Source organism: Priestia sp. TGN 0903 (assembly GCF_050846855.1).
GTDB lineage: Bacteria > Bacillota > Bacilli > Bacillales > Bacillaceae_H > Priestia > Priestia zanthoxyli.
On the sequence record NZ_JBOZGL010000002.1, the window covers coordinates 560,032 to 582,602 of the forward strand.

The 22,571-nt window shown below is 34.9% G+C and carries 27 protein-coding genes and 1 pseudogene; 21 read left to right on the plus strand and 7 right to left on the minus strand.

Features of this window, described 5'->3' with window-relative positions; all coding sequences use genetic code 11:
- Nucleotides 1-3: 3 nt before the first annotated feature.
- The gene (locus ACRPLY_RS09350) at nucleotides 4-792 is read right to left on the minus strand and encodes a hypothetical protein (RefSeq protein WP_224980457.1); all 789 of its coding nucleotides are present in this window, start codon (nucleotides 790-792) and stop codon (nucleotides 4-6) included.
- A gap of 265 nt (nucleotides 793-1,057) precedes the next feature.
- Here ACRPLY_RS09350 and ACRPLY_RS09355 point away from each other — a divergent pair.
- A pseudogene (locus tag ACRPLY_RS09355) lies at nucleotides 1,058-1,159 on the plus strand (esterase); the annotation flags it as partial.
- 221 nt (nucleotides 1,160-1,380) lie between these two features.
- Here the strand turns inward: ACRPLY_RS09355 and ACRPLY_RS09360 are convergent.
- The gene (locus ACRPLY_RS09360) at nucleotides 1,381-1,539 is read right to left on the minus strand and encodes a hypothetical protein (protein ID WP_165636196.1); all 159 of its coding nucleotides are present in this window, start codon (nucleotides 1,537-1,539) and stop codon (nucleotides 1,381-1,383) included.
- A gap of 83 nt (nucleotides 1,540-1,622) precedes the next feature.
- A complete protein-coding gene (locus tag ACRPLY_RS09365; protein WP_047750082.1) occupies nucleotides 1,623-1,832 on the minus strand; it encodes an alpha/beta-type small acid-soluble spore protein in 210 nt (69 codons plus the stop codon).
- A 513-nt stretch (nucleotides 1,833-2,345) separates the two neighbouring features.
- Here ACRPLY_RS09365 and ACRPLY_RS09370 point away from each other — a divergent pair.
- The 10 genes from ACRPLY_RS09370 (at nucleotide 2,346) to ACRPLY_RS09415 (ending at nucleotide 9,505) form a co-directional block, all read left to right on the plus strand.
- A complete protein-coding gene (locus ACRPLY_RS09370) occupies nucleotides 2,346-2,552 on the plus strand; it encodes a hypothetical protein (RefSeq protein WP_028414907.1) in 207 nt (68 codons plus the stop codon).
- Between the two features lie 132 nt (nucleotides 2,553-2,684).
- Entirely contained in the window at nucleotides 2,685-2,867 is a 183-nt protein-coding gene (locus ACRPLY_RS09375) for a hypothetical protein (RefSeq protein WP_028414906.1), read from the plus strand.
- Nucleotides 2,868-3,090: 223 nt separating this feature from the next.
- Entirely contained in the window at nucleotides 3,091-3,834 is a 744-nt protein-coding gene (locus ACRPLY_RS09380; RefSeq protein ID WP_432231766.1) for an HAD family hydrolase, read from the plus strand.
- A 158-nt stretch (nucleotides 3,835-3,992) separates the two neighbouring features.
- Entirely contained in the window at nucleotides 3,993-4,151 is a 159-nt protein-coding gene (locus ACRPLY_RS09385; RefSeq protein WP_432231767.1) for a hypothetical protein, read from the plus strand.
- A 183-nt stretch (nucleotides 4,152-4,334) separates the two neighbouring features.
- Nucleotides 4,335-4,673, plus strand: a complete 339-nt coding sequence (locus ACRPLY_RS09390; RefSeq protein ID WP_028414903.1) for a CotD family spore coat protein — start codon at nucleotides 4,335-4,337, stop codon at nucleotides 4,671-4,673.
- A gap of 201 nt (nucleotides 4,674-4,874) precedes the next feature.
- Complete coding sequence (locus ACRPLY_RS09395; RefSeq protein WP_081213975.1) at nucleotides 4,875-4,982, plus strand: YjcZ family sporulation protein; 108 nt, start codon at nucleotides 4,875-4,877, stop codon at nucleotides 4,980-4,982.
- A 284-nt stretch (nucleotides 4,983-5,266) separates the two neighbouring features.
- On the plus strand, nucleotides 5,267-5,419 hold the full coding sequence (locus ACRPLY_RS09400) for a YjcZ family sporulation protein (protein WP_013058439.1): 153 nt from the start codon (nucleotides 5,267-5,269) through the stop codon (nucleotides 5,417-5,419).
- Between the two features lie 191 nt (nucleotides 5,420-5,610).
- Entirely contained in the window at nucleotides 5,611-6,024 is a 414-nt protein-coding gene (locus tag ACRPLY_RS09405; protein ID WP_033580018.1) for a helix-turn-helix domain-containing protein, read from the plus strand.
- Nucleotides 6,025-7,422: 1,398 nt separating this feature from the next.
- Nucleotides 7,423-8,781 (plus strand): SLC45 family MFS transporter, encoded by a 1,359-nt coding sequence (locus tag ACRPLY_RS09410; RefSeq protein WP_367077840.1) that lies wholly within the window; start codon nucleotides 7,423-7,425, stop codon nucleotides 8,779-8,781.
- Between the two features lie 166 nt (nucleotides 8,782-8,947).
- Nucleotides 8,948-9,505 (plus strand): sugar O-acetyltransferase, encoded by a 558-nt coding sequence (locus ACRPLY_RS09415; RefSeq protein WP_098112455.1) that lies wholly within the window; start codon nucleotides 8,948-8,950, stop codon nucleotides 9,503-9,505.
- A gap of 131 nt (nucleotides 9,506-9,636) precedes the next feature.
- On the opposite strand, the gene ACRPLY_RS09420 is transcribed toward ACRPLY_RS09415, so the two are convergent.
- The gene (locus tag ACRPLY_RS09420; RefSeq protein ID WP_432231768.1) at nucleotides 9,637-10,806 is read right to left on the minus strand and encodes an MFS transporter; all 1,170 of its coding nucleotides are present in this window, start codon (nucleotides 10,804-10,806) and stop codon (nucleotides 9,637-9,639) included.
- Nucleotides 10,807-10,887: 81 nt separating this feature from the next.
- Entirely contained in the window at nucleotides 10,888-11,397 is a 510-nt protein-coding gene (locus ACRPLY_RS09425; RefSeq protein WP_432231769.1) for a cyclophilin-like fold protein, read from the minus strand.
- 178 nt (nucleotides 11,398-11,575) lie between these two features.
- Between ACRPLY_RS09425 and ACRPLY_RS09430 the strand changes: the two genes are divergently transcribed.
- Complete coding sequence (locus ACRPLY_RS09430; RefSeq protein WP_432231840.1) at nucleotides 11,576-12,478, plus strand: LysR family transcriptional regulator; 903 nt, start codon at nucleotides 11,576-11,578, stop codon at nucleotides 12,476-12,478.
- 969 nt (nucleotides 12,479-13,447) lie between these two features.
- Here the strand turns inward: ACRPLY_RS09430 and ACRPLY_RS09435 are convergent.
- On the minus strand, nucleotides 13,448-13,606 hold the full coding sequence (locus tag ACRPLY_RS09435) for a hypothetical protein (RefSeq protein WP_156830711.1): 159 nt from the start codon (nucleotides 13,604-13,606) through the stop codon (nucleotides 13,448-13,450).
- Nucleotides 13,607-13,719: 113 nt separating this feature from the next.
- Nucleotides 13,720-14,484, minus strand: a complete 765-nt coding sequence (locus ACRPLY_RS09440; protein WP_228123018.1) for a COG4705 family protein — start codon at nucleotides 14,482-14,484, stop codon at nucleotides 13,720-13,722.
- Nucleotides 14,485-14,981: 497 nt separating this feature from the next.
- On the opposite strand from ACRPLY_RS09440, the gene mreC reads away from it, so the two are divergent.
- The 9 genes from mreC (at nucleotide 14,982) to ACRPLY_RS09485 (ending at nucleotide 22,485) form a co-directional block, all read left to right on the plus strand.
- On the plus strand, nucleotides 14,982-15,773 hold the full coding sequence (mreC, locus tag ACRPLY_RS09445; RefSeq protein WP_221817746.1) for a rod shape-determining protein MreC: 792 nt from the start codon (nucleotides 14,982-14,984) through the stop codon (nucleotides 15,771-15,773).
- Between the two features lie 181 nt (nucleotides 15,774-15,954).
- Nucleotides 15,955-16,650, plus strand: a complete 696-nt coding sequence (locus ACRPLY_RS09450) for a response regulator transcription factor (protein ID WP_028414892.1) — start codon at nucleotides 15,955-15,957, stop codon at nucleotides 16,648-16,650.
- A gap of 261 nt (nucleotides 16,651-16,911) precedes the next feature.
- Entirely contained in the window at nucleotides 16,912-17,595 is a 684-nt protein-coding gene (locus tag ACRPLY_RS09455) for a response regulator transcription factor (protein WP_154989921.1), read from the plus strand.
- Complete coding sequence (locus tag ACRPLY_RS09460; protein WP_432231770.1) at nucleotides 17,596-19,014, plus strand: HAMP domain-containing sensor histidine kinase; 1,419 nt, start codon at nucleotides 17,596-17,598, stop codon at nucleotides 19,012-19,014.
- A 140-nt stretch (nucleotides 19,015-19,154) separates the two neighbouring features.
- Entirely contained in the window at nucleotides 19,155-19,823 is a 669-nt protein-coding gene (locus tag ACRPLY_RS09465) for a phosphatase PAP2 family protein (protein ID WP_155007743.1), read from the plus strand.
- A 492-nt stretch (nucleotides 19,824-20,315) separates the two neighbouring features.
- Entirely contained in the window at nucleotides 20,316-20,471 is a 156-nt protein-coding gene (locus ACRPLY_RS09470) for a hypothetical protein (RefSeq protein WP_432231771.1), read from the plus strand.
- A gap of 281 nt (nucleotides 20,472-20,752) precedes the next feature.
- Nucleotides 20,753-21,082 (plus strand): PadR family transcriptional regulator, encoded by a 330-nt coding sequence (locus tag ACRPLY_RS09475; protein WP_034267458.1) that lies wholly within the window; start codon nucleotides 20,753-20,755, stop codon nucleotides 21,080-21,082.
- Nucleotides 21,069-21,632, plus strand: a complete 564-nt coding sequence (locus ACRPLY_RS09480) for an HAAS signaling domain-containing protein (protein WP_432231772.1) — start codon at nucleotides 21,069-21,071, stop codon at nucleotides 21,630-21,632. The genes ACRPLY_RS09475 and ACRPLY_RS09480 overlap by 14 nt, the downstream gene beginning before the upstream one ends.
- Complete coding sequence (locus ACRPLY_RS09485; RefSeq protein ID WP_432231773.1) at nucleotides 21,622-22,485, plus strand: DUF4097 family beta strand repeat-containing protein; 864 nt, start codon at nucleotides 21,622-21,624, stop codon at nucleotides 22,483-22,485. Before ACRPLY_RS09480 ends, ACRPLY_RS09485 begins: the two co-directional genes overlap by 11 nt.
- The last annotated feature ends 86 nt before the right edge of the window (nucleotides 22,486-22,571 follow it).

Genomic DNA, 22,571 nt, shown 5'->3' on the forward strand with positions numbered 1-22,571 from the left:
TTTTCACTCCACCTTTTTTCCTTTCACAATACAAAAGCTTGGATGTTGATACGTTTTCTCGAAGAAGTTTTTTTGCTCTCTTTCCACAAGTTTATTGTTCTCAACAGTATTCATGTAGGAATCAAAAGTAGCAAAACCATATAGGGAAGGGAAAAATAACAGCCATTCTTTATTTAAAGCGGAAGTAGCCTGTTTTATTTCTCCTAAAAATAGCAGAGAAATCCCTTCAAGTAGATGGGAATAATAAAAGAAAATGACTGCCCAAATGATAACAAAGAAAGCACCAATGATCCGATGAATATAAAGTTGTCCTAGACCTGGCATCAGCAAGGACCAAAAAACGGACAAGATGGGATTCCGTTTATCTAAATAGTTTATTTCCATGGCTCCTATACTAAAGGAGTTGAACCGATGATTTTCTCTTTCAGCTAACACGTATATTTTATTTAAATCAACGGTTGTTCGGTAACTATCCCATATAGCAAAAATATAAACGGGAATATAAATAAGAAGCCATCTTGTATTAAGCACGTCTTTGGCCATATCAATGTTTCCTTGAAAAGAATAAATCATTGCTAAATTTACATGAGATTTAAGGTTTATGACGACCTCCCATATAAATAACACAAAGCCGCGAAGGTATTTAGACAGTAGCAAGTGTCCAAACCCAGGAAAAGCTGCTGACCACCAAGCGATAATATAGGGGTTTCTTAAATGGATTTGCGTCGTTCCAAATACACTTACATGAGCAATATAGCGTCTTGCAGTATTGTCATTTTTATAATTATTCATTTACGATCTCCTATGGTTTGGAAGGAAATATATTTTTTATACCTATCATTCATATTTAATATGGTCTTGTTTACTTATTTTATGCAATCCATTGATATACACTTAATCTTTGTCAAAATAGAGAATTCGTTGATAAGAAAAAGCTCTTTATTTTTCGATAGAGACCTTTTTTACATGTTGTTTCTAACAATTGGTATTATGTTAATAAAGAGGTGGTTAGATGCTTCATGGCGTCTTGATTCGTTTGTTCAAGATATAGAAATATATTCAACTTTATGGCATTGGACATATTGGGTTGCTTTCAAATAGTCAGGTTAACGGGTACATAAAAGAAGGGATGAATGGCGACGGACAAAATACAAACTAATTATTTTTCAGGGGGACAAGGCAGGCTCGCCTTTTATATATTGGGGATTAGACCGTTTGCCTTTGTGTTTCACCAGTATGGACCTGATGAAACACACCCGAAGTCACAGTATCTCCCCCGTCGAAATAGAGTAGACTGCTAAAAGTACCTCGGTTAATTGAGGTACTTTTATAGGTTCTTATACAAAGAGTCCGTGATTAAAAACTGCTTAAAGTGTTTTTTTAATCGCGCATTGCGCCTGCTTCTCGAGAAGTCATTGCACCTTGCCCTTCATTTATGTCTCTTTGGATTTCTTGTTTTACTTTTTGAGCATTTGTTGCAGAAGCTGCTGATTTTTCAGTAAAGCCCGCATTTTCTTTAGCCGGTTGATTTTGCTGCATATAATCTCTCCTTCCTTTTTTATTCGTACAAAAAGGAAGAATGGAGATCCATTCTTCCTTCAGCCATCAATTATAAAGTTGTCTTAGAAGCGTCCGCCGCCAAGTTGTTGCTGAGCTAATTGCACAAGACGTTTTGTGATTTCGCCGCCTACTGATCCGTTTGCACGTGCAGTTGTATCAGCACCAAGGTTTACACCAAATTCGCTAGCGATTTCATATTTCATTTGATCGATTGCTTGTTCAGCACCGTATACTAATAATTCGTTGTTGTTGCTGCTTTTGTTGTTTGCCATGTTGTGTCACCTCCTTGTTTTCCTTAAGTTTCCTAGAGGGCAAGAAGTATATACATGGTAATTTGTGGGTGTTTAGACCTTATCATTTAATGATACTAAAGAGTAGAAACAAGTTACGCTGTGAAAAGTGGAATTACATGTTTCATTTCCTTGTGAAGAAAACTATACGCTTGCCATGTGTAGGAGAAAGAATGACAGTTCATTTGTCATTCTTTTTTCATGTTCAAGAGTATACTAATTGAATGACAAAGGACTAATTCTTTAAAGAATTAGTCTTTGGATTAATAAAAATGATTGCTTTTTATAGCTATTTTAAGAAGTGTGTTTAGTTATTCTTCCTCTGTAAATTCAGTTTTGACGTTTTAGTTTCCCTATTTCGTAAAACAATTAAGCATGTTGTACATATCTCTTAGCAACAAGTATCTAATTAATTCTGGGGAAATAAAAATATAACTTAACCTTCCACTTATTTTATCTTCAAATTTTCAAACAATAGGGCTAGGAGGTGTTTTTATGCCAAAGAAAGACTTTAAAGACGTTGATAATTCAGGAATTGCAGAAAGAGTTGATTATAACAACTATAAAAATAAAGATAGCAATAATGACCCTACGCTTAACCGTATTGTCGAAGAAGACGGACGTGCTCTTGACCCAAGGGAATCTTTAGAAAATTTCTTTACTGACCTTGAAGGCGAAGAGCCACAAGAAATTACAACGTAATAAAAAAAGTAGAAAACGGCGGATCTTTTTTAGCGAAAAGACCTATGAAACGTAGCTATTTTTATTAGACGATCTGCTGTAAACGAGTTAACATGATTTAAAAAAATGAGGCTATTAATAGAGGTGAAGTTAATGTCGCATACAGAAACTGAACGAACAACGTATATGTATGATCCTTTCACTATACAAGGTCTTGAAATGAATATACCTAAAGAAAACGAAGGCAGCCAACCGCTAATAAATCGTTCAGGACTGAGTACCTCTACGTTCAAAACAAATATGAATAGAGAACATTTTGAACGTTATATTTATTAGCAGGAATATTCTGCAGCGTTTTATTTTATAAAAAAGATCCTTCTATTTTATATGTTAGAAGGATCTTTCCACTAAATATTCTCATTTCAGTATAGTAATCAATTGCTCGTGCCTAAGGTATTGAAAAATTCATCTTGGTTTTAGGTGTGGATAGGTAATAAAAGCGGTTAGTGTTTTTTTATATATACTGTCTGTACATCCATTGTAGAAAGGATTTCACGAAATGCAGAAGCAAACCTTACTTTTTAATTTAGACGATACGCTTGTTCACTGTAATAAATATTTTAGAGACACCATAAATGCTTTTGTGGCTCAATTGCAGGAATGGTTTGAGAAGCTGACTAAGGAAGAAATAAAACAAAAGCAGTTAGAGATAGATTTAAAAAGCATCGAAAAGTACGGCCTTCACTCTTCCCGTTTTCCAGAATCATTAGTAGCTACTTATTTGTTTTTTAGTGAACAAAATCATCAAGATATTCATGAAGATAGAGTCGAAAGAGTCAAAAAAATTGGCCAAAGTGTATTTGAAGTACCGATAGAGCCTTTGCCAAATATGTATGAAGTATTAGATGAACTTAAAAAACAAGGTCATAGCCTATACTTACACACAGGGGGAGACGAGAAAAATCAAGGAAGAAAAATTGTGCAGCTAGAGCTAGCTAAATACTTTGAAAAAAGAGTGTTCATTTCTGAACATAAAGATACACCTGCGTTAAAAGAAATACTAAACCAAATTAAGTACGACCCCAAAAAGACTTGGATGATTGGCAATTCATTAAAAACCGATATAAGACCGGCAGTAGAAGCTGGAATACATGCGATTCACGTGCCTTCTGAACTGGAGTGGAGCTATAACCAAGTTGAAATTGATATTGAGCCAAAAGGTAAATTGATAACCGCTCATTCACTGCTGGAAGTTCCAGAAATCATTCAAAAGCACGCTCAAGAAACGGTGGTGTCTACCTAAATAAGGCCATATATAAACAAAATATACAGAAACAGCTAACCGTTGATTAAACCTTACCTAACAGTAGCCAGATAAAGCTCTTATGTTTTTTCCAATCAACTCACATACTATACAGAGGAGGTGGCTGACATGGAAGATAAATCCAAAAAACAGAAAAGATGATATGTGAAGATCATAATTCTCCAGTTGATGAAAGAAGCTACGATTTGTATGAAGCGACGCGTAATTCACTTTTACGTAATGAATTAGACGATAAAAACAAAACCATTTTAAATAATATTGATAACGGAGCGATGGATGTTAATCTTGAGGAATAATGGGCATTAAAAAACCTTTTATTTCTTAGTATCATAGCTATGTTACTAAGGATACACATTTTTTCTCTTAGTAAAAAAGACCCTAACTATTTAGGGTCTTTTTTAGGTATTTGTCCAAACATTTTATGGTTGTTTTACATACAGTAATAAGAGTCTACTAACAGAAAGGAGAAGGTTTTTAATATGAGAAACAACTATCCTTATCAGCACTCTAATTACGGTGGTTATCACGGGGCTATGTATCCTCAGCAAGGTAACTGCGGTTATCCTCAAGCTAAACCTTGTGGTCAATTGCCTCCTCAAACCATGCCTGCTCAGTATGACCCAGTTAAACAAAATACATCTTTTACTGGTCAAGATGTGTTTGTACCAGTGGTGCATCCGAGTCATACTACAAATGTTTATCAAAAAAATTATAAATATATGCACTCATTCCCGCATACAGAATCCGTTGTATGTCAGGAAACGCACCAACATTTTTGTGCTCCAAGCTGTCCTCCTAGACCTCGTCCTTGGTGCTGATAGCCAAAAAAGCCCCTTCATTTTAACAATGAAGGGTTTTTACTATGTGAAACTTAGGATGTTATTTAGCTATCGTTAAACAAAATAGCCCATTTTAGACCAAAATCCAATCGATATGAGCTATGTCTACATATAATACCTTAACCCATGTAAGTTTAAAGTTTTTTCCTTTAGTTAAATATCACGAAAGGAAGTGTTTATATGTCTAGTTATGGTGGAGCTGGTTCTGGTTTTGCTTTATTAGTTGTTCTGTTTATTCTTCTTGTCATTATTGGATGCAGCTGTTACGGTCGCGGATTTGGCTGTTAATAACAATAAAAAAGTCTTTCTCTAATTTGAGAAAGACTTTTTTATTCGAGGTTGTGAGGGAGTGCTTTTATACGCAATAGAACTGATTGGGCGGAATTCAAGCAATCTATTGCAGAGGGTGTACCACTCATATATGGGATCTGAGGATGCTTCATTGTATGTAAAAGAAACTAAAAGGTTATTGTTTTTTTTATAGTGATATAAAACGTAGTTTATCCACTTCGTGGAGCACATTTCGTTTTTCATCATATGCTAAATGTATGAAGAAGAAGGAGGTGGAGTTTATGTTCTTTGGCGGTTATGGCGGAGGTTGTGGCTATGGTTATGGCGGCGGCTGCGGTTACGGCGGTGGCAGTGGTTTTGCTTTAATTATCGTGCTGTTTATCTTATTAATCATTATTGGCTGTGCTTGTTGGGGAGGATTTGGCGGTTGCTAATTATTAGCCTGCCTTTATCTCTAACTTAAAAAAGTTAGCTTTATGCTAGCTTTTTTTCTGTGTTGAATTTGTACATGTCCAGTGATTACGCTTTATATTTGCCGCGTTAACCAATGGTTTACAGCTTGTTACTAAGCGTTTATGGAATTTTTTACATATTTATTGTAAGCTAAGCCTTAGAGGTGATGAGAGTGAATTTAGGGGAACAGCTGCAGAAGTTAAGGGAAGAAAAAAAGATGTCCAGGGAAGACCTAGCTGGGGAAATGAATGTATCTAGACAAGCCGTCTATAAGTGGGAAAATAATAAAGGGTATCCGGATATTGAGAACCTTATTAAGTTAAGTGAGCTTTATAATGTGACGCTGGATGAATTGATTAAGGGAGATCAGAAGTTTCAAAAGAAAATTGCAATAGATGAAGAGGAAGAGGAGCCAGCTACTCCAGGGTTCGTCATAGGGATTATCATTGTATTTATAGGAATATTTTTTGACTTAGGTAAATTTTCATTCTGTATTTCGATACTAGGGTTTGCAATTATGCTTTTTTATAACGAATTAAAACAAACGTTTTGGAATATAAAAAAAGATTTTAAGGAAGAAAGGTAAGTGGACAGGCTTTAAGGAACCTTAAAGCCTGTTTTTGTACTTGTAGTCATACAAACATTAACATTGGCTATTATTTTCTTTTAGAGGGTTTATTAAATATGAGTAATATAGATAAAGATGTTAGTAGTAAGGAAACGAAAGGTTTTTCACAAAATTTCGTAGTCTAATTCACAGTTTCGTCTGTAAACGAATGGTTTACGGGCGATTACCATACGTTTTCGACTCTATGGTTTTTTTGTATGATTTAGGTGTTTATGTTAAGTTATGGGTATCCTCTAATTGTTTTAGAAAGGAGTGAATTTATATCTTAAAAACAGCAGTTGCCTCAATCATTGCGGGGGTTTTATTTAGCCTATGTGCAAAAGTAATGATGCATACAAGATGGTCAAAGTATTTTCTAAAAGCAAATGAAGCTACTCATAGGCCAATAAACTTTGTTCTTCAGGGAGGTTTGTTTGCGATTATCATGTTTATTATGCTTTTAATTGTAAAACCTTTTACATAAGAAAGTAGTGTGATAGCTAAAGGTATCAACTCTTAAACATTCCTATTGGTTACCAAAATATTTGCCCGGGAAATGGGGGGATGTTGTTTTCTCTACTGAACCAGATATATACGGATATTAACAGTTTTTAGAAAGGAGTATTGGATGTTAGTTAAAGCACTAATTACAGCAATCATTGGAGGCATTCTGTTTCCATTGTTCTTCAAGCTATTTACCCGAAAATCCTTAGATAAAAAGACTACTAGCCCTGTCAGTCAAGGATTTTTCTTCGCGGTTATCTTCTTTATAATCCTTATGGTTACAAAAACCTTCAGTTAAAGTTATATTACAGATAATCTCTGTTCTATTATGGATTGCTCCAGAAGGAAATTAAGTGAATTAAAGGAACTCAAACTCAAGGAATACGTATATTCTTTGGGTTTTTTATAAGATTTCAAGAGTAAAGCCTCCTTTGACTTAGAAATATTAAAGCGATGATAATGAGTATGTACGCATAGTGTCACGAGATTCGAAGGTCTTTAAATATTTAAAAAATAATTTGTGCAAACGATTGCATTAAATTATTAGTTTAGTATATAATGTTCAAATAAAAGTATTCTAATGTTTTTAATAATTAGATTTTATGAAACTTTTAAGAAGGTATAAGCGATAGTCAGCAGCTTACGGATGAGCCGACAGTGAAAATTCTTACATACTCAAACAGCATTTTTAGACAGGACTATTAGTTATGCCGTATTCCTGAGGTAATCTAGCAAAATAGAAAACAGCCAGCCAAAGACACTAACATTTACAGTATTCATCGTTGTTTTGAAAACGTTCACAACGAATGTCGTAGCACTTTACATCAGAACATCTATCTTTTGCGGCTGTTAATTGAATCATAGGAGGCAGTTATGTTAGAAGAAAGAATCGTTGAAACCAATGAAAAAAGCGTTCAGCCAAACTTACCTTATCTACCGATCAGTACCATATGGTTAATTAGTTTTGGATTTTTAGGTGTACAAATGGCATTCTCATTACAGAGTTCAAATATGGGACGCATATTTCAAACAATCGGTGCTGATCCAACTACATTAGGCTTTTTCTTTATTTTACCGCCGTTGGCCGGTTTAGTGGTTCAGCCCTTAGTTGGTTATTTTTCAGATCGTACCTGGATGCCAAGGCTTGGCCGTCGTATCCCCTATCTACTGATTGGCGCAATTGTAGCCGTAATTGTTATGTGTTTGCTGCCAAACGCCGGCAGTTTTGGTTTTAGTGCGGTGGCTGCTATGACTTTTGGCGCCATCACTATTTTGTTTATGGATGTATCATCAAATGTAGCCATGCAGCCATTTAAGATGATGGTTGGAGACATGGTCAATGAAGAGCAAAAAGGTTTTGCCTATTCTATTCAAAGTTTTCTATCAAACAGCGGTGCTGTGCTAGCCTGTATTTTCCCTTTTGTTTTAACGGTATTAGGCGTATCAAATAGTGCACCAAAAGGGGTAGTACCACAATCAGTTGTTATTTCATTTTATGTTGGAGCCGTTGTGTTAATTATTTGTAGTTTATTTACAATACTTAAAGTAAAAGAATATTCACCTGCAGAATTTGCAGCATACCATGGTATTCCAGATGAAGCTACAAAAGAAAATGTAAACGTTTTTAAACTGCTTCGCAACGCTCCAAAGGTTTTTTGGACGGTCACACTTGTTCAATTTTTCTGCTGGATGGGCTTTCAATATTTATGGACATACGGTACAGGTGCAGTCGCTGAAAACGTTTGGTATACGAATCAGCCGTCTAGCTCCGGCTATCAAGCAGCTGGCAACTGGTTCGGCATTTTATCAGCTGTACAGTCGATTGCCGCAGTCATTTGGTCACTAGTTTTGTCACGCGTAGCCAACAACAAACGTAAGCCAGCGTATGCTTTTAGTTTACTGCTAGGCGGTATTGGTTTTGGATCTGTCTTTTTTATTCACAATCAATGGATGCTGATTGCTTCATTTATTTTAATTGGCATCGCTTGGGCTGCTATGATGACGTTTCCGTTCACGATGCTTACCAACGCCCTGTCAGGAAAGAATATGGGAACATATCTAGGGTTATTTAATGGAAGTATTTGTTTGCCGCAAATTATAGCTTCTTGCTTGAGTTTTGCTTTGTTCCCAATAATCGGATCTTCTATGCCGGGCATGATTTTAATCTCAGGTATTTTACTTGCTACGGGAGCAGCGTCTGTTTCGATTATTAAGGAAACATATACAAAGTAATTAGTAGCTGTCCATGGTACAAAAGCAGCGTGGTTTCTTAGTTTTTTTGTGTTCGAGCTATTGACCGGAATCTATAAACATCTTATTTTTGTATTGACTATCATGATAAAATGTAAACGAATTCAATCTAGTGGGAAATTTGATAACAAGAATGGAGAATGAATCAATGAAAACTGAAAAAGAAAAAATGGTGGATGGCGAGCTGTATTTTCCAGCAGACCAAGAATTAGTAAAGGACCGGGAAGATGCAAGAAGGCTTGTTCGTTCGTTTAACGGTACAGATGAGACGAATTATGAAAAGCGTACCGAGTTACTAAAGGAACTATTTGGTTCAACAGGAGAACGCATTTACCTTGAATCTAACTTTCGATGCGACTACGGATACAATATCCACGTAGGAGAAAATTTTTATGCGAACTTTGACTGCACACTTTTAGATGGGGGACGAATTACAATAGGTAAGAACTGCATGATGGCACCGGGCGTACATATTTATACGAATACTCATCCTGTGAATGCAGAACAGCGAATTACAGAAGTTGAATATACCAAGCCCGTCACGATTGGAGATAATGTATGGATTGGGGGACGAGCTGTCATCAATCCAGGCGTTACAATTGGACATAATGCTGTAATCGCTTCCGGAGCTGTTGTAATAAAAGATGTTCCAGATCATGTAGTAGTGGGAGGGAACCCCGCAAAGATTATAAAGAAGTTGGATTAATTTCTAATATGCTACAAAAGCCTATTTGTGTTAAAAAAATCCGAACGAGTTAGGGTCTTGGTATGAAATCTAACTCGTTCGGATTTTTCATTTGTATGATAAACGTAGCGAAAGAAAGTTGCGTTAATGTCTTATTTTGAAAGTTGACTTACAGGACGTTTCATATAACTTCTTGGTAAAATAAATAGTGCGCTTAATACTAATGACAAGATGCCTACTAGTACAACGTATTGTATACCCATTCCTGATATAAATAGTCCACCTACGGCTGTACCAATGGTTGTTCCTAAGTTAACGGATGCTAAAAATAATCCATTCGCGAAATCAGGGGCTTCTGGAGCTGCTGATGAAATCCAATATTGATTAATATTCGTTCCTATACCAGCAAATATTCCCCAAACTAAAGTCATGATAGCCATTGGCCAAGTAAATTGTCCGATAAAGAATAAAATGATGTAAACGACTCCCAATGCGAAAGGGAAAACGACTACAGTTTTAATGGCATTTTTCGTAAGTAATTTCCCTGCGATAATGTTTCCGATAATATTTGCCACACCGTACAGAACCAGCATGAAACTAATTAATTGTCCAGAGAGGTTCGTAACGCTTTTAAGATACTCAGCAAGATAGCTATATACCCCAAATACTGCTGAATTCAGTAAAAGGACGGCAATAATAGAAAGCCAAGTAACGGGTTTTTTTAATACGCTGAGCTGTTCTCCGTATGAAAGTCTTTCTGTAACAGGCATAGAAGGGAAGAATGCCCACGTAGCAATAAATACTATCGCGTTAATAACAGCAAAAAACGTCATTGATAGTTGAAACGAGACTGTACTTGCAAGAAAACTTGCAATCGGCACACCAAGTACCATACCTGCAGATACGCCAATAAAGACTTTTGAAACAGCTTTTGGAGCCTCTTCCTTGCTAACTGAGTTCGCTGCCATTGTAAAAGCTGCTGAAAAATAAATTGGATGAAAAATAGCTGGAATCACACGCGCAATGATGGCAATAGCAAAATTAGAAGTAAAGATAGAGATAATGTTACCTAAAATGAAAATACCAAGTACAAGCAGCATTGCCTTCTTGCGATTGACTCCCGAAAATAATAACGGCATCGTTGGACCGGATATTGACACGGTAAGCGCAAAGAGACTCACCAGCCATCCTGCTTTTGATACACTGATATGAAAGTGATCCGCAATGTAGGGTAATATCCCTATAACGCCCATTTCGGTATTTATAATACCGAAAGCTCCTAAAGTTAAGACAAATATAAGTAGCTTAGTTTGTTTAGACATAAAATAAAGATCCTTCTTTCTAAAAAATGTTGTGTTCTAGTGGCTGTAAATCGGGTTGTTTAAAGGTGTATTGTCATGTTTTTACTTAGTCACTTTTTCAATTCTACCTGTAAAATCACCATCAACATTTTCAACATTTTCTTTTCCTGATTCAATTTGACCTAGTATGATAAGGTCGTTTGTAGCATCCTCAAGACCTTTGTAAAAAATAGCTACATTTCCCCAAGGAGCGTAATAAGCAAAGTCTCCTTTTTTGGATAGGTCTTCGGCCTGTACATCATCTATAGATAATCTTTTTTGTAAAATACTAACTTTCTCTTTACCGATATAATCTTCAAACGTTACGGTTAAAGGCAGTTGAGCTAGAAAATCTTTACTTGCTGGGTTATCGTACATCCTAACAAACACTTCTTTGTTGTTGAACGTTAACTTTATTCTTGTATTTGAAATACTAACTTCTTCTGTTTGTTCTGGTACTCGGTTTAAATGCTTACTGGCATTATGGTGGGTTGCAGAAGAATGATTGTTGCCGCAAGCAGCGAGTGCAGCGCTTATTACTAAGATAGAAGGCAGATATAACATTTTTTTCATCTTAAGATCCTTTCCACATTGAATTATTAAAGATGTTGATGGTGTGGTATGAACTTCTTTGTTGTTTATTCTAACGGCTTCTTCCAAATATAAAAAATACTTATATCTTATATCATGATATGTTTGATAAGCATTTCTGGAGTGTATATACTAAAGCTTATGAAAGGAGGAGAGGGATATAGAAATTCGAGTTTTGCGGTATTTTCTTACGGTTGCAAGAGAAGGAAACATCACCAAGGCCGCTGATGTTTTGCATGTGACACAGCCAACACTGTCTAGACAATTAAAAGATCTTGAACAAGAGTTGGGCAAAAAATTGTTTATTCGCAGCAATCACAGTATTATTTTGACAGATGAAGGAATGCTTCTGCGAAACAGGGCAGAGGAAATTGTTAATATGGTCGATAAATTAGAGGCGGAGTTTAGTTCCATGGAAGAAACAATAGGTGGTGATATTTATATAGGGGGCGGGGAGACAGAAGCAATGAAACATATTGCACGAGTCGCAAAAGATGTGCAGGTACGTTATCCAAATATACGATATCACCTCTACAGCGGAAACGAAGAAGATATAACGGAACGGCTTGACAAGGGGCTGCTTGACTTTGGCATTTTAATTCAACCGGCTGATATTTCAAAATACAATTATCTTAATATCCCTGCCAAAGATGTTTGGGGCGTTGTGATGAGAAGAGACAGTCCTCTTGCCCTCAAAGAAAGCATTCAAGCTGCGGATTTATTAAACGCTCCACTAATCTGTTCACGACAGGCCATGAAGCAGACATTTTCAAAAAATGAATTTTCGGATTGGTTTGGCGAAGACTTTCATAAATTAAACATCGTTACTACATACAATCTTGCGTATAATGCTGCCATTATGGTTGAAGAAGGCATTGGGTATGCCATAACACTTGATAAAATAGTCAATACGTCTACTAATAGCAACCTTTGTTTCAGGCCGTTACAGCCAAGACTTGAATCAGGTTTAAATATTGTGTGGAAAAAGCATCATGTTCTTTCAGCTGCAGCTGATGCGTTTTTAAAAGAACTGCAGGGGGAATTTTCACAAACTCTAAACTGACAGCGCATCGGTCTAGTTCAAACAAATGGATTAAAAAGACTTATCTATACGGTATGGTAGATAAGTCTTTTTACTGCGGGTATGGAGGTGATGTTAAGAGCTTTAGGATGTATTAACTCCCATTCGCCAGGGTTAGTGTCATCTGGCGATAAACCGTTAATAATATCAAGATAATGATTAGCTTTTTCGTCCATATATTTTACAGTTCTTTTAGCTTCCTTTAATTGAGCTTTAGCGATCTCTTAAAAGTGACATCATTGATCATTTTACCGCCGATACGGCTAAGACTTTAAATGGATGGAAGATTCATGAATAACTAACGCTGAAAAATTTGCATAGCTGCATATCTAATACGGGGAGCGATTGAAGATAAAAGAGACGTACCTAAAAATAGCAGGCTTGAACGAGTAAGCGCTGATTAGAGACCGGTTAACTTTCATAGATCTTAATGGAATATAGATGTATAAAAGCGTAGCCTGTCACGAGTTCACGCTTTTATAGTGAGAGCTTAAAACGTAGACTTCATTTTTCAAAGAAGAAATTTTTAAAAAGATAAGTGAGACGAACATTTCACCAATTTTTCACTATTAGATGCTAGTATAAATATCAGTAATGCAATACAACATTTTCTATAGAACTCCCCTATTTAGGCTGACCTTTTAAGGTGAGCTTTTTTTGTGTCTGTAATTAATATGCTCCATAGAATATGGAAAAAAGTAAATATAGGCACTCCAATAAAAGCGATAAAAGCTGAAGCAATAAAAGAAGCAATCCAATAAAACTTCCATTTGCTAAAGAATTGGTAAACTAATGTAAGTATAACCGGGATAACTGCAAAATCAACGGAATTAAAACTATGAGTAAAGACCAATAATTGATGAGGGTAGCTCCATACGCCAAAGAACTTTCCGAGTTCATCCACAGTACCAACTAAAACAAAACTAATGAAAAATACTAAGAGAATAAATATTATTCGTTGTCGGTCAATGAGGAGATAAAAAACGAATAGAAAAGCGCACTTAAAATGATAATTAGCCACCATTGAGCACTAAATAAATCATGATGAAGCCAGTAATCGTATTGTTTATCATTAACACGCTGGGTAAGAAATTCTAACTGATTAACCATAAACACCACCTCCTTACGAGTATGTGCGAAAAAGAGGTGGTTCATGCAATTAGTCACTTCGTTAGATTTTTTCTTTTTATGGGTTTTGTAATGTATTAAATAAAAAAGGAAATCTACAGCGCTTGTTCTGAGCTTACGTTATTTTGTTTAAATGTCGTATGAATCATAAAGGCAATAAGAATGGAGGCTAGGACTAGAGAAGAGCCTGCCGTACCTAAGTCTAAACCACCTTTTTCATGTGGCTTTGTCAAAAGATCTCCAAATGTTGCTCCGAAAGGGCGAGTCAAAACGAATGCTACCCAAAATAAAAACACACGAGAAATCTTTGTATAGAAGGTACATATAACAATGAATGCTAGTAAGCTGCCAATTAAAATAGCTCCACCTATATATCCAAGGCCAGACGTATCAGACAAAAAATCTCCTAAAGCTGTACCTAATGTGTTTGAGAAAAGGATGGCAATCCAATAAAGTATTTCAGCCTTGCGGTTTCTAATATAGTTGATATTTAATGAACGCTCGCTAAAATACCAGTATGCAAATATCGACAACAATATAGTGATTAATATCATCGAGCCTTTTGCGTAACCTAATGCCAGTGTACGATCCATAAAATCAGACATAGTTGTGCCAGCTACGCTAGTTGACAGAATAACAGTCCAATAAAGGGCCGGAATATACCTCTTAGAGCTTAGTTGAGCTACAAGTGTAATTAAAAATATGCTAAAAAAGATCAGCGTACTAACTGCATATCCAACTCCTAATGTTTGTGCTAACAAGTCACCTGCGGTTTCACCCAGTGTCGTAGCAGAAATCTTCATAATCCAAAAAACAAGGGTAATTTGTGCAATTTTATTCATTGGCGAAGATGCTTGCATTTTTAATTTTTCTCTCCTTCTTGTGCTAACTATTTATTCTCTTAAATAAACGGCACACTTGCCTAACGTTTTTCTTAAAGAAATTTTTTAAAAGCTTCATCGCTGCAATTCAAACTGTACAGTCTTTTTCTAAAATCAAAATGAAAAATAAATAAGAATTTAATGAAATTTTTATAAAAAACTTTTTATTAATGTTTTATCAACTCTGTTGCACCATGATGTTTTTATAAAAATAAAATATTTATTTTTTATCGAATTCTCATTTTAATTTCATTTAAATTTCATTACACAGTATTAAATTTAAATTATGTGAGCCAAGTTTTTTAAACATAACGTTATGCCTTCAGCTTTTGAAACTAGAAAATAAGTACAATTCATTAAAAGAAGGAGAACGTTGAACAGTTGTTAAGAGGTCAAAGATGATGATACTTAAGAAATTTTTAAGAAACAGCTAGTAAGATTATAAATAGCATGACTATTGGTAGGAAGGTGCCATTTTGATACGTTTTCAAAGAAAGAAGAAAAGACATACATATATTTTGATAGGAGGGATTCTTACTGTAGGAGGACTTATTTTTGTTGGAACCTTGTACAAAGGTAGCTTACTTTCTTTAGACAAGCTTTCTTGGAGTGAACCTCAACAAGTGAGTCAATTATTTTCCACTTACAAAGAAAACTCTATCTTAAAGAATAAGCTAGCCACTGAAAATCAGGAGGAAGCAAATGCTTATAAGTTGGAATATGAAAATAAAGTCTTAAAAAAAATTTTAAAAACAGAAGATCAGGTGAAAACCTATAATCCTGTAACAGCTACCGTAATTGGCCGCTCAACGAACAACTGGAACAATGAATTAACAATTGATAAAGGAAAGAAGCAGGGGTTAAAAATAGATATGAATGTGCTAGGTACAAATGGAGTCGTTGGGAAGGTATCCAAAGTTTTTTCGTCAACCTCTATCGTAGAACTAATTAGCTCAAACCTTAGGACAAATCGTATGGCGGTAATGTTAAAGGATAGGAAAAGCGTGAATGGAACATTAGAAGGCTACGATGATAAAAAAGGTAATTTAATTATTAGAAAAATCCCTAGTGAGGCTGAGGTTAATGTAGGAGATAAAGTTCAAACCTCTCCTATCAGTTCAATCTTTCAAAGGAAGTTAGCCTTAGGAAAAGTCATCAAAGTAAAGCCTGATGAATATGGATTAACGCAATTGGCCGTTGTAAAACCCTCATCCAACTTTAATGATATTAGTGAAGTAATTGTTATTAAAGCAAAGAACAATGGGTAGGGAATTTAATATCACATTCTAATAGAAGTCTTTTATCTTATGTTTTTATGTTCAGCACTTAAAACTTCTTATTGTCCACTGAGATGTTGGTTTGTGATAGCTATACACTTCTCTTTATTATTGGAAAGAGCGATCGATATGCAAAGCAAAAATATAGAGATTGAAAAGAGGGGTTAGTTAGATGAAAGAAAGTATTTTAATTGTGGAAGATGAAGTAGAAATAGGCAATATATTAAAAATGGAACTTGAACATGAAGGTTACCAAGTGAAAATTAAAAACAATGGAAGAGATGGTCTCGAAATGGCCTTATCAAATATGTTTGATTTAATTTTACTTGACATTATGCTACCGGAAATGAGTGGTATAGAGGTCTTGCGTAAAGTAAGAAAGAGAGAAAATTACGTGCCTATTATTCTTTTGACAGCTCGCAACTCAACTCTAGACAAAATACTGGGGTTAGATCATGGCGCAAACGATTATATAACTAAGCCATTTAAAACTGAAGAATTGCTGGCTCGGATACGTTCTTTACTACGTTATAAGCACCTTGTTATTAGGAATAAGGTAGAAAAAGACTCGTTATTATTAATTGAAGATATGGTTATAAATACTGAATCAAGAGAAGTAACTAGAGCTGGGCAAAAAATCAGCTTAACCCCTAAAGAGTATGATTTATTAATTTACTTAGTCATCCATAAAAATAAGACGGTTACTCGTGAAGGAATCTTACTAAATGTATGGGGATATGAATACGAAGGAGATACAAATATACTTGATGTTTATATAAGTTATTTGAGAAAGAAAATTGAAGAAGGATTTAGTCCCTCACTCATTGAGACTGTTCGAGGTATAGGATACACCATTAAAGAAAGTTAAAGAAACAAGGAAAGCAACTTTATATGATTCATTAAAGAAGATTAAGAAATAAATTCATTTATTCTTAATCTCTTTTTTATTCAAATCTAATTTTTATTTGATAAATTGAAGAAAAGCCTATAAAGAAGAAAGTCATAGAAAACTTATTTCATATTTCTTCTTATTATCTTTCAAAATTGAGGGATATAGTACTAGTACTCATATTCATTTGTAGAAGCAGTTTTTACGTTTTTAATTTTTAGACAAAGGAGAGTACTTTATATGCAAAAGGTACTAATTGTAGAGGATGAAGAAGGATTAGTAGAATTTTTAGAATTAGAACTAAAATATGAAGGATATTTAGTTGACGTAGCTTACGATGGTCGTACTGGTTTAGATAAAGCAACCAAGCAGAAGTACGATATTATATTATTGGATTTAATGATGCCTGGATTAAATGGAATTGAGGTATGCAGAAGACTAAGAACAACTAAGGATACTCCTGTTATTATGCTCACAGCTAAGGATAGTGTCATGGACAGGGTAATGGGGCTTGATAATGGAGCTGACGATTATTTGTCCAAACCATTTGCAATTGAAGAATTATTTGCAAGAATGCGAGTCATTTTTAGACGTCAAGAAAACAACAAGATGCTGAATCAGAAGCTACTATTAACATTTAAAGATATTGAACTTGATTTGGAATCAAGAACAGTGATAAAAGAAAAAAAACTAATTGAACTCACGAATAAAGAATTTGAACTCCTAGCCATTTTTATGCGTAACATTAACAAAGTATTAACGAGAGACATACTTTTAGAGCAAGTGTGGGGGTACGATTCAGTTGTTGAAACGAATGTTGTCGATGTATATGTTAGATATTTAAGAAATAAATTAAGTGCGCAGGACAAAGAGTTATATATTCAAACCATCAGAGGGGTTGGGTACGTGATGCGTGATGTTTAAATGAGAAAGTGGATAAAGTGTATAAAAGATTTGCCTATAAGATGGAAGATAACGTTATGGTCTTCCATGTTTTTATTTTTTCTTTTTCTCTCTTATAACCTCTTTCAATACATTGTGATTGATAACGGCATTTTAAATTATGAGAAGCAAAATGGTATTCATCAATTAAACGAGGTTCTCGCTTTTATTCAATCTGATGATGAACCTTTATCCTTAAAACAAATTGAAAACAGTGAAGGATACTTATCGAAAATTAATGAAAAGAATCAGTTGATTCGTGTTCTTGATAGGAAAGGGAACATTATAACCAGTACCTCAAACAATGTTTCACCAAACTTGCAGCAACCGAAAACGGTGAAGCACCAAGAGTATAAAGTGATTCGAAACCACGATGAACGTCTACTCGTTCTTCGTTCTCCAATTGTCACCGACAACTTCACTGGAACTGTTGAAATTGTAAGAAATATGGAGATGTCCGATGTTTTTATGAATAAAATTTTTTTATTAATGCTTGCTGCAGGAGTAGGCTCACTGATCTTTAGTATTCTAGGTGGAACTATTTTAGCAAAGAAAATACTATCTAATATTCAAGCGTTAACATTAACGATGAAAAAAATAAAAACAAATGGCCTTGAAGAACGGGTTCCAGTTAATGAAAAAAACGATGAATTTGCTCAATTAGGCAGTTTATTTAATGAATTAATGGATAGCCTCGAAGACTCCTTTTTACAGCAAAAACAGTTTGTAGAGGATGCTTCACATGAATTAAGAACTCCGTTAGCCATTATCCAAGGACATTTGACATTGTTAAATCGCTGGGGGAAAAATGATGTAGCAGTATTAGATAAATCCTTGAAATCCAGTCTGAAAGAAGTAGAGCGTTTAACGAATCTTGTGCAAGAATTATTGGAGCTATCCCGAGCTGAAAATAGTCTGATAAATCCTGTAGATGTTGAACCTATTAACGTATTGGCCACTGTTCAACATGTTGTAAGGAATTTTGAAGTACTGTATAACAACTATGAGTTTAAAATAAGACACTCACATGAAAATCTGTACGTGAATATTTCTTCTCGCCATCTAGAACAAATATTAATCATTTTGTTAGATAATGCAGTCAAATATTCTAAGAAGGAAGAGAAAGAGGTAGTTATAGACTGTTCTCTCATCAATGAAAAGGTATCCCTTAAAATAATGGATAAAGGAATTGGAATTCCAGAAGAGGATATACCTTATATTTTAAATAGATTTTACCGAGTGGATAAGGCAAGGAGCAGAAAACAAGGAGGACTTGGCTTAGGACTGGCTATAGCCAAACGATGGATTGAAAAGTACCACGGTACGATTAACATCGAGAGTAAAGAGGGCGAAGGAACAAATGTAACGGCTGTATTGCCTCTGTTTACTAACTCTCTATAAATGTGCATATAAAACAAGCTCTTTATTTTTAATACTCCTAACTTCAAAAGCAAAGAAGCATCAAAATCTAAAAGTAAAAAGACCTTATCACATTTCATCAAAAGTAGCTTGATAAAGCACAGAAAGTAGAGGTGTCTAGTATGAAGTTGAAGTTTCAATTTACACTTGCTTTTATATTAAGCTTGTTGTCCCTTATTTGTTTTAGTGGGATGGCTCTTTTAATTAATGGATCAAAAATTGTCGCATTTGATCGGTCTATTATATCGCTAATTCAAGGGTTCGAAACTCCTGGGCTAACGACTATTATGAAATGCTTTACTTTTATTGGCTCTACGCCATCTGTTGCAGTGATTTCTCTCTTTAGTTTGTTTTTTCTCTATAAGGTATTAAAACATCGAACGGAGCTTATTTTATTTATCGCGATTATTGTAGGTTCTCCAATCCTCAATGAGCTGCTAAAACTACTTTTTCATCGTGCACGTCCTGATTTCCATCGATTAATCGAAATCAATGGTTATAGCTTTCCAAGTGGGCATGCTATGAGTGCTTTTGCTGTTTACGGCGTCCTTTCATTTTTGCTCTGGCGCCATATTTCTACTCGCTGGGGACGTACACTTTTAATCGTTATTAGCACTACAATGATTCTAGCAATAGGTATTAGTCGTATTTACTTAGGCGTGCATTATCCTAGCGACGTTATTGGAGGCTATTTTGCTAGCGGCTGCTGGCTAGCTATTGCTATTTGGTTCTATCAACGCTATCAGGAGAAGAAGATTGAGCAAAGAAGATCTACTCAAAGTAAAGAATGAATACGATGATATATCAACGCGAAAATAACCATATAGGGTAAGGATGCAAGTGACTGGCTTCATAATTAAGTGTGGATTATTAAAAGTACTGATATGAACAGCCAGCATTGATTTATGGACGTTTTTTCAGTAGGGGGAATAAAAAACGAATCTATAAGAACTGCATTTTTTATAAAGATGATACACCACCTAGGAAATTAAATTTTTGATAGCATTCTACTTAAAACAGTCATAAAATTGACTGTTTTTATTATTAGAAAATGTAAAATAACGGTTACTTTTTTCTTGAACTTATTACAAAAAAATCAAATAAAATTGATCCATTTCTATCAATTGTGGCGGAAACTGTTAAAATTTATCTTAAAAAGTGATATTCTTACAGGAATTCAATCAATATACTTTCAAAGCTATTTGTGGATTTAATTTTTACAGTACAAAAAATATTGAGAGTCATGATTACTGTATTACTCTGAGACTAAGGATGAGCAATGTATGAACAAGCTTATAATACCAGCCGTATTAGTGATCTTCGCTTTATGGATTTTATTACAATTGGCTTTAGGAGGGGATATTTTCAAAAATCCTCTAAATTATTTTATTTTAATAACGGTTTTCTTTTTATTTATCAAGCAAGCAAAAGAAAAATAGCCTAGAATGTTCGCTGCTGAGTAGTCTATAGTTATAGGCTGCTTTTTCTTTTGGCCGCGTTAAAAATAATTCCATATATAAGCTAATTAGAAAAAGAAGGTTGAACCTTGCTTTATAAAAAATACCTTATGAATATAAAATGGTTAAAATTTTAAAAAATATTAAACAGTACCTTGCAATAAACAATAGCTGGTGATATATTGTAATTATTAGGAAGTTATTATAAATCAGTACTATACAATAAACAGTAGTGGACTGTGAAAAGAAAAGGGTGAAGAGCAGTGAACGTGCAATTTAAAAAAGGGGTTTTAGAGCTGTGTGTCCTTGTGTTACTTGATAAGAAAGACCGCTACGGATATGAATTAGTTCAAAAAATCTCCGATCAAATTGAAATATCAGAGGGGTCTGTATATCCTCTTCTGCGCCGATTAACAAAAGAAGAATATTTTACAACGTACTTAAAAGAATCTACAGAAGGTCCTTCAAGAAAATATTATCAGCTTACAGCTAAAGGAAGGGAGTATTTATACGAACTTATCGATGAATGGAACGAATTTTCAAGAGGTGTTAATCAATTAATTAAAGAAGGTGTGAACAATGTCGAAGAGTAAATTTTTACAGCAATTAAATGAATCCTTAAAACCATTGTCCTCAAAAGAACGAGCGGATATTTTACAAGATTATGAAGAACATTTTTCCATTGGGTTAGAAGAAGGAAAAACAGAAGAAGAAATTGTAGCGTCGCTAGGATCCCCGAATCAAATAGCCAAAGAATTACTGGCAGATTATCACGTTGAGCAAGCAACAGCTAAGGCAACAACTCAAAATATTTTGAGAGCCACTTGGGCCGTAATTGGTTTAGCTTTTTTTAATGTAGTAATTGTTCTTGGTCCGGCCGTTGTATTAGCTGGCTTTATTTTATCAGCTTGGGCCATAGGTCTATGTTTCTTGCTATCTCCTATTCTAGTTCTCGGTGAGGCTATTGTACATTCAAGCGGCTTTTTTCTCTTTAATTTATTTATGGCGTTAGCATTTTGCGGAATTGGATATTTTATTATGTTAGGTATGTTTGTTGTAACGAAGCTAGCTATAAAAGGCTTTGTACGTTATCTGAAATACAATGTATCACTGGTGAAAGGCGGTTTAAAACGTGTTGAATAAAAAGAAACTCTCCGTTCTTGCAGGCATTCTCATTCTTATTGGGGTTATAGGAAGTCTCCTTACTTATCGTGCTATTGATCCTGAACCTATTTCAAAAGAAAAAACGATTAACAGTAATCAAGTATCCAAGGTAAACATCGATACGGATAATACCCGGGTTCACGTGTACTCTATCAAAGGTGATAACATCAAAGTAACATTAAAAGGAGAAACATCTCCTAATATAAAAAGAGACTTCACTACTGACGTTAAAAATTCAACCCTTTTCATCTCCTATAATGAACAGCAGCGCAGCTGGGTCAATTTTGATATTGTTAGTGTATTAAAACCGCTATCCATCAATGTTTATTTACCTGAAAAGCAGTATAATTCATTAAAAGTTTCTAGCAGCAATGGGTACGTGTCTGTTAAAAAATTACGCGCAGCGGATGTTTCTGTCCGTGCAAACAATGGACGTGTAGAATTAGAGGACATTGATTCACAAAACCTGACCACCAGCGTACACAATGGACTTACAAGCATAAAAAATGCTGCAGCCAAAACAGTTCAAGCAAAAGGAAATAACGGAAAAATAACGCTGAGTAACGTGGAAGGTAGTTTAGAAGGTGAAACCCATAACGGAAGTATTGTTCTTGAAACAGCAGAACTTGATCGAGACATTGACTTTAAAACGCACAATGGAAAGGTTGAAATTACAACGGAAAAAGAACCAAGTAACGTTCAATTTAACGTTTCTGTTGATAATGGAAAAGTCGATATTCTGAATAAATATGATCGTAACGCTGTTATTGGAAATGGAAAGAATATCATTAAACTAGCTACTCACAATGGCAATATTTCAGTAATAAAGTAACCTATTAGCTATAACTAAATTAAAAAGGTTTCCCTCATTTAGCGTTAATGAGTGGAACCTTTTTTCTATGCAAGATTAATAAGCTA

Bases quoted from the DNA above. Each gene is read 5' to 3' on its own strand.
- ACRPLY_RS09435 (WP_156830711.1), bottom strand. From the start codon at position 13,606: ATGGTTAATCAGTTAGAATTTCTTACCCAGCGTGTTAATGATAAACAA.
- ACRPLY_RS09375 (WP_028414906.1), top strand. From the start codon at position 2,685: ATGTCGCATACAGAAACTGAACGAACAACGTATATGTATGATCCTTTC.
- ACRPLY_RS09465 (WP_155007743.1), top strand. From the start codon at position 19,155: ATGAAGTTGAAGTTTCAATTTACACTTGCTTTTATATTAAGCTTGTTG.
- ACRPLY_RS09450 (WP_028414892.1), top strand. From the start codon at position 15,955: ATGAAAGAAAGTATTTTAATTGTGGAAGATGAAGTAGAAATAGGCAAT.
- ACRPLY_RS09360 (WP_165636196.1), bottom strand. From the start codon at position 1,539: ATGCAGCAAAATCAACCGGCTAAAGAAAATGCGGGCTTTACTGAAAAA.
- ACRPLY_RS09395 (WP_081213975.1), top strand. From the start codon at position 4,875: ATGTCTAGTTATGGTGGAGCTGGTTCTGGTTTTGCTTTATTAGTTGTT.
- ACRPLY_RS09370 (WP_028414907.1), top strand. From the start codon at position 2,346: ATGCCAAAGAAAGACTTTAAAGACGTTGATAATTCAGGAATTGCAGAA.
- ACRPLY_RS09350 (WP_224980457.1), bottom strand. From the start codon at position 792: ATGAATAATTATAAAAATGACAATACTGCAAGACGCTATATTGCTCAT.
- ACRPLY_RS09440 (WP_228123018.1), bottom strand. From the start codon at position 14,484: ATGCAAGCATCTTCGCCAATGAATAAAATTGCACAAATTACCCTTGTT.
- ACRPLY_RS09470 (WP_432231771.1), top strand. From the start codon at position 20,316: ATGAACAAGCTTATAATACCAGCCGTATTAGTGATCTTCGCTTTATGG.
- ACRPLY_RS09400 (WP_013058439.1), top strand. From the start codon at position 5,267: ATGTTCTTTGGCGGTTATGGCGGAGGTTGTGGCTATGGTTATGGCGGC.
- ACRPLY_RS09380 (WP_432231766.1), top strand. From the start codon at position 3,091: ATGCAGAAGCAAACCTTACTTTTTAATTTAGACGATACGCTTGTTCAC.
- ACRPLY_RS09385 (WP_432231767.1), top strand. From the start codon at position 3,993: ATGATATGTGAAGATCATAATTCTCCAGTTGATGAAAGAAGCTACGAT.
- ACRPLY_RS09365 (WP_047750082.1), bottom strand. From the start codon at position 1,832: ATGGCAAACAACAAAAGCAGCAACAACAACGAATTATTAGTATACGGT.
- ACRPLY_RS09480 (WP_432231772.1), top strand. From the start codon at position 21,069: ATGTCGAAGAGTAAATTTTTACAGCAATTAAATGAATCCTTAAAACCA.
- ACRPLY_RS09410 (WP_367077840.1), top strand. From the start codon at position 7,423: ATGTTAGAAGAAAGAATCGTTGAAACCAATGAAAAAAGCGTTCAGCCA.
- ACRPLY_RS09415 (WP_098112455.1), top strand. From the start codon at position 8,948: ATGAAAACTGAAAAAGAAAAAATGGTGGATGGCGAGCTGTATTTTCCA.
- ACRPLY_RS09390 (WP_028414903.1), top strand. From the start codon at position 4,335: ATGAGAAACAACTATCCTTATCAGCACTCTAATTACGGTGGTTATCAC.
- ACRPLY_RS09455 (WP_154989921.1), top strand. From the start codon at position 16,912: ATGCAAAAGGTACTAATTGTAGAGGATGAAGAAGGATTAGTAGAATTT.
- ACRPLY_RS09460 (WP_432231770.1), top strand. From the start codon at position 17,596: ATGAGAAAGTGGATAAAGTGTATAAAAGATTTGCCTATAAGATGGAAG.
- ACRPLY_RS09425 (WP_432231769.1), bottom strand. From the start codon at position 11,397: ATGAAAAAAATGTTATATCTGCCTTCTATCTTAGTAATAAGCGCTGCA.
- ACRPLY_RS09420 (WP_432231768.1), bottom strand. From the start codon at position 10,806: ATGTCTAAACAAACTAAGCTACTTATATTTGTCTTAACTTTAGGAGCT.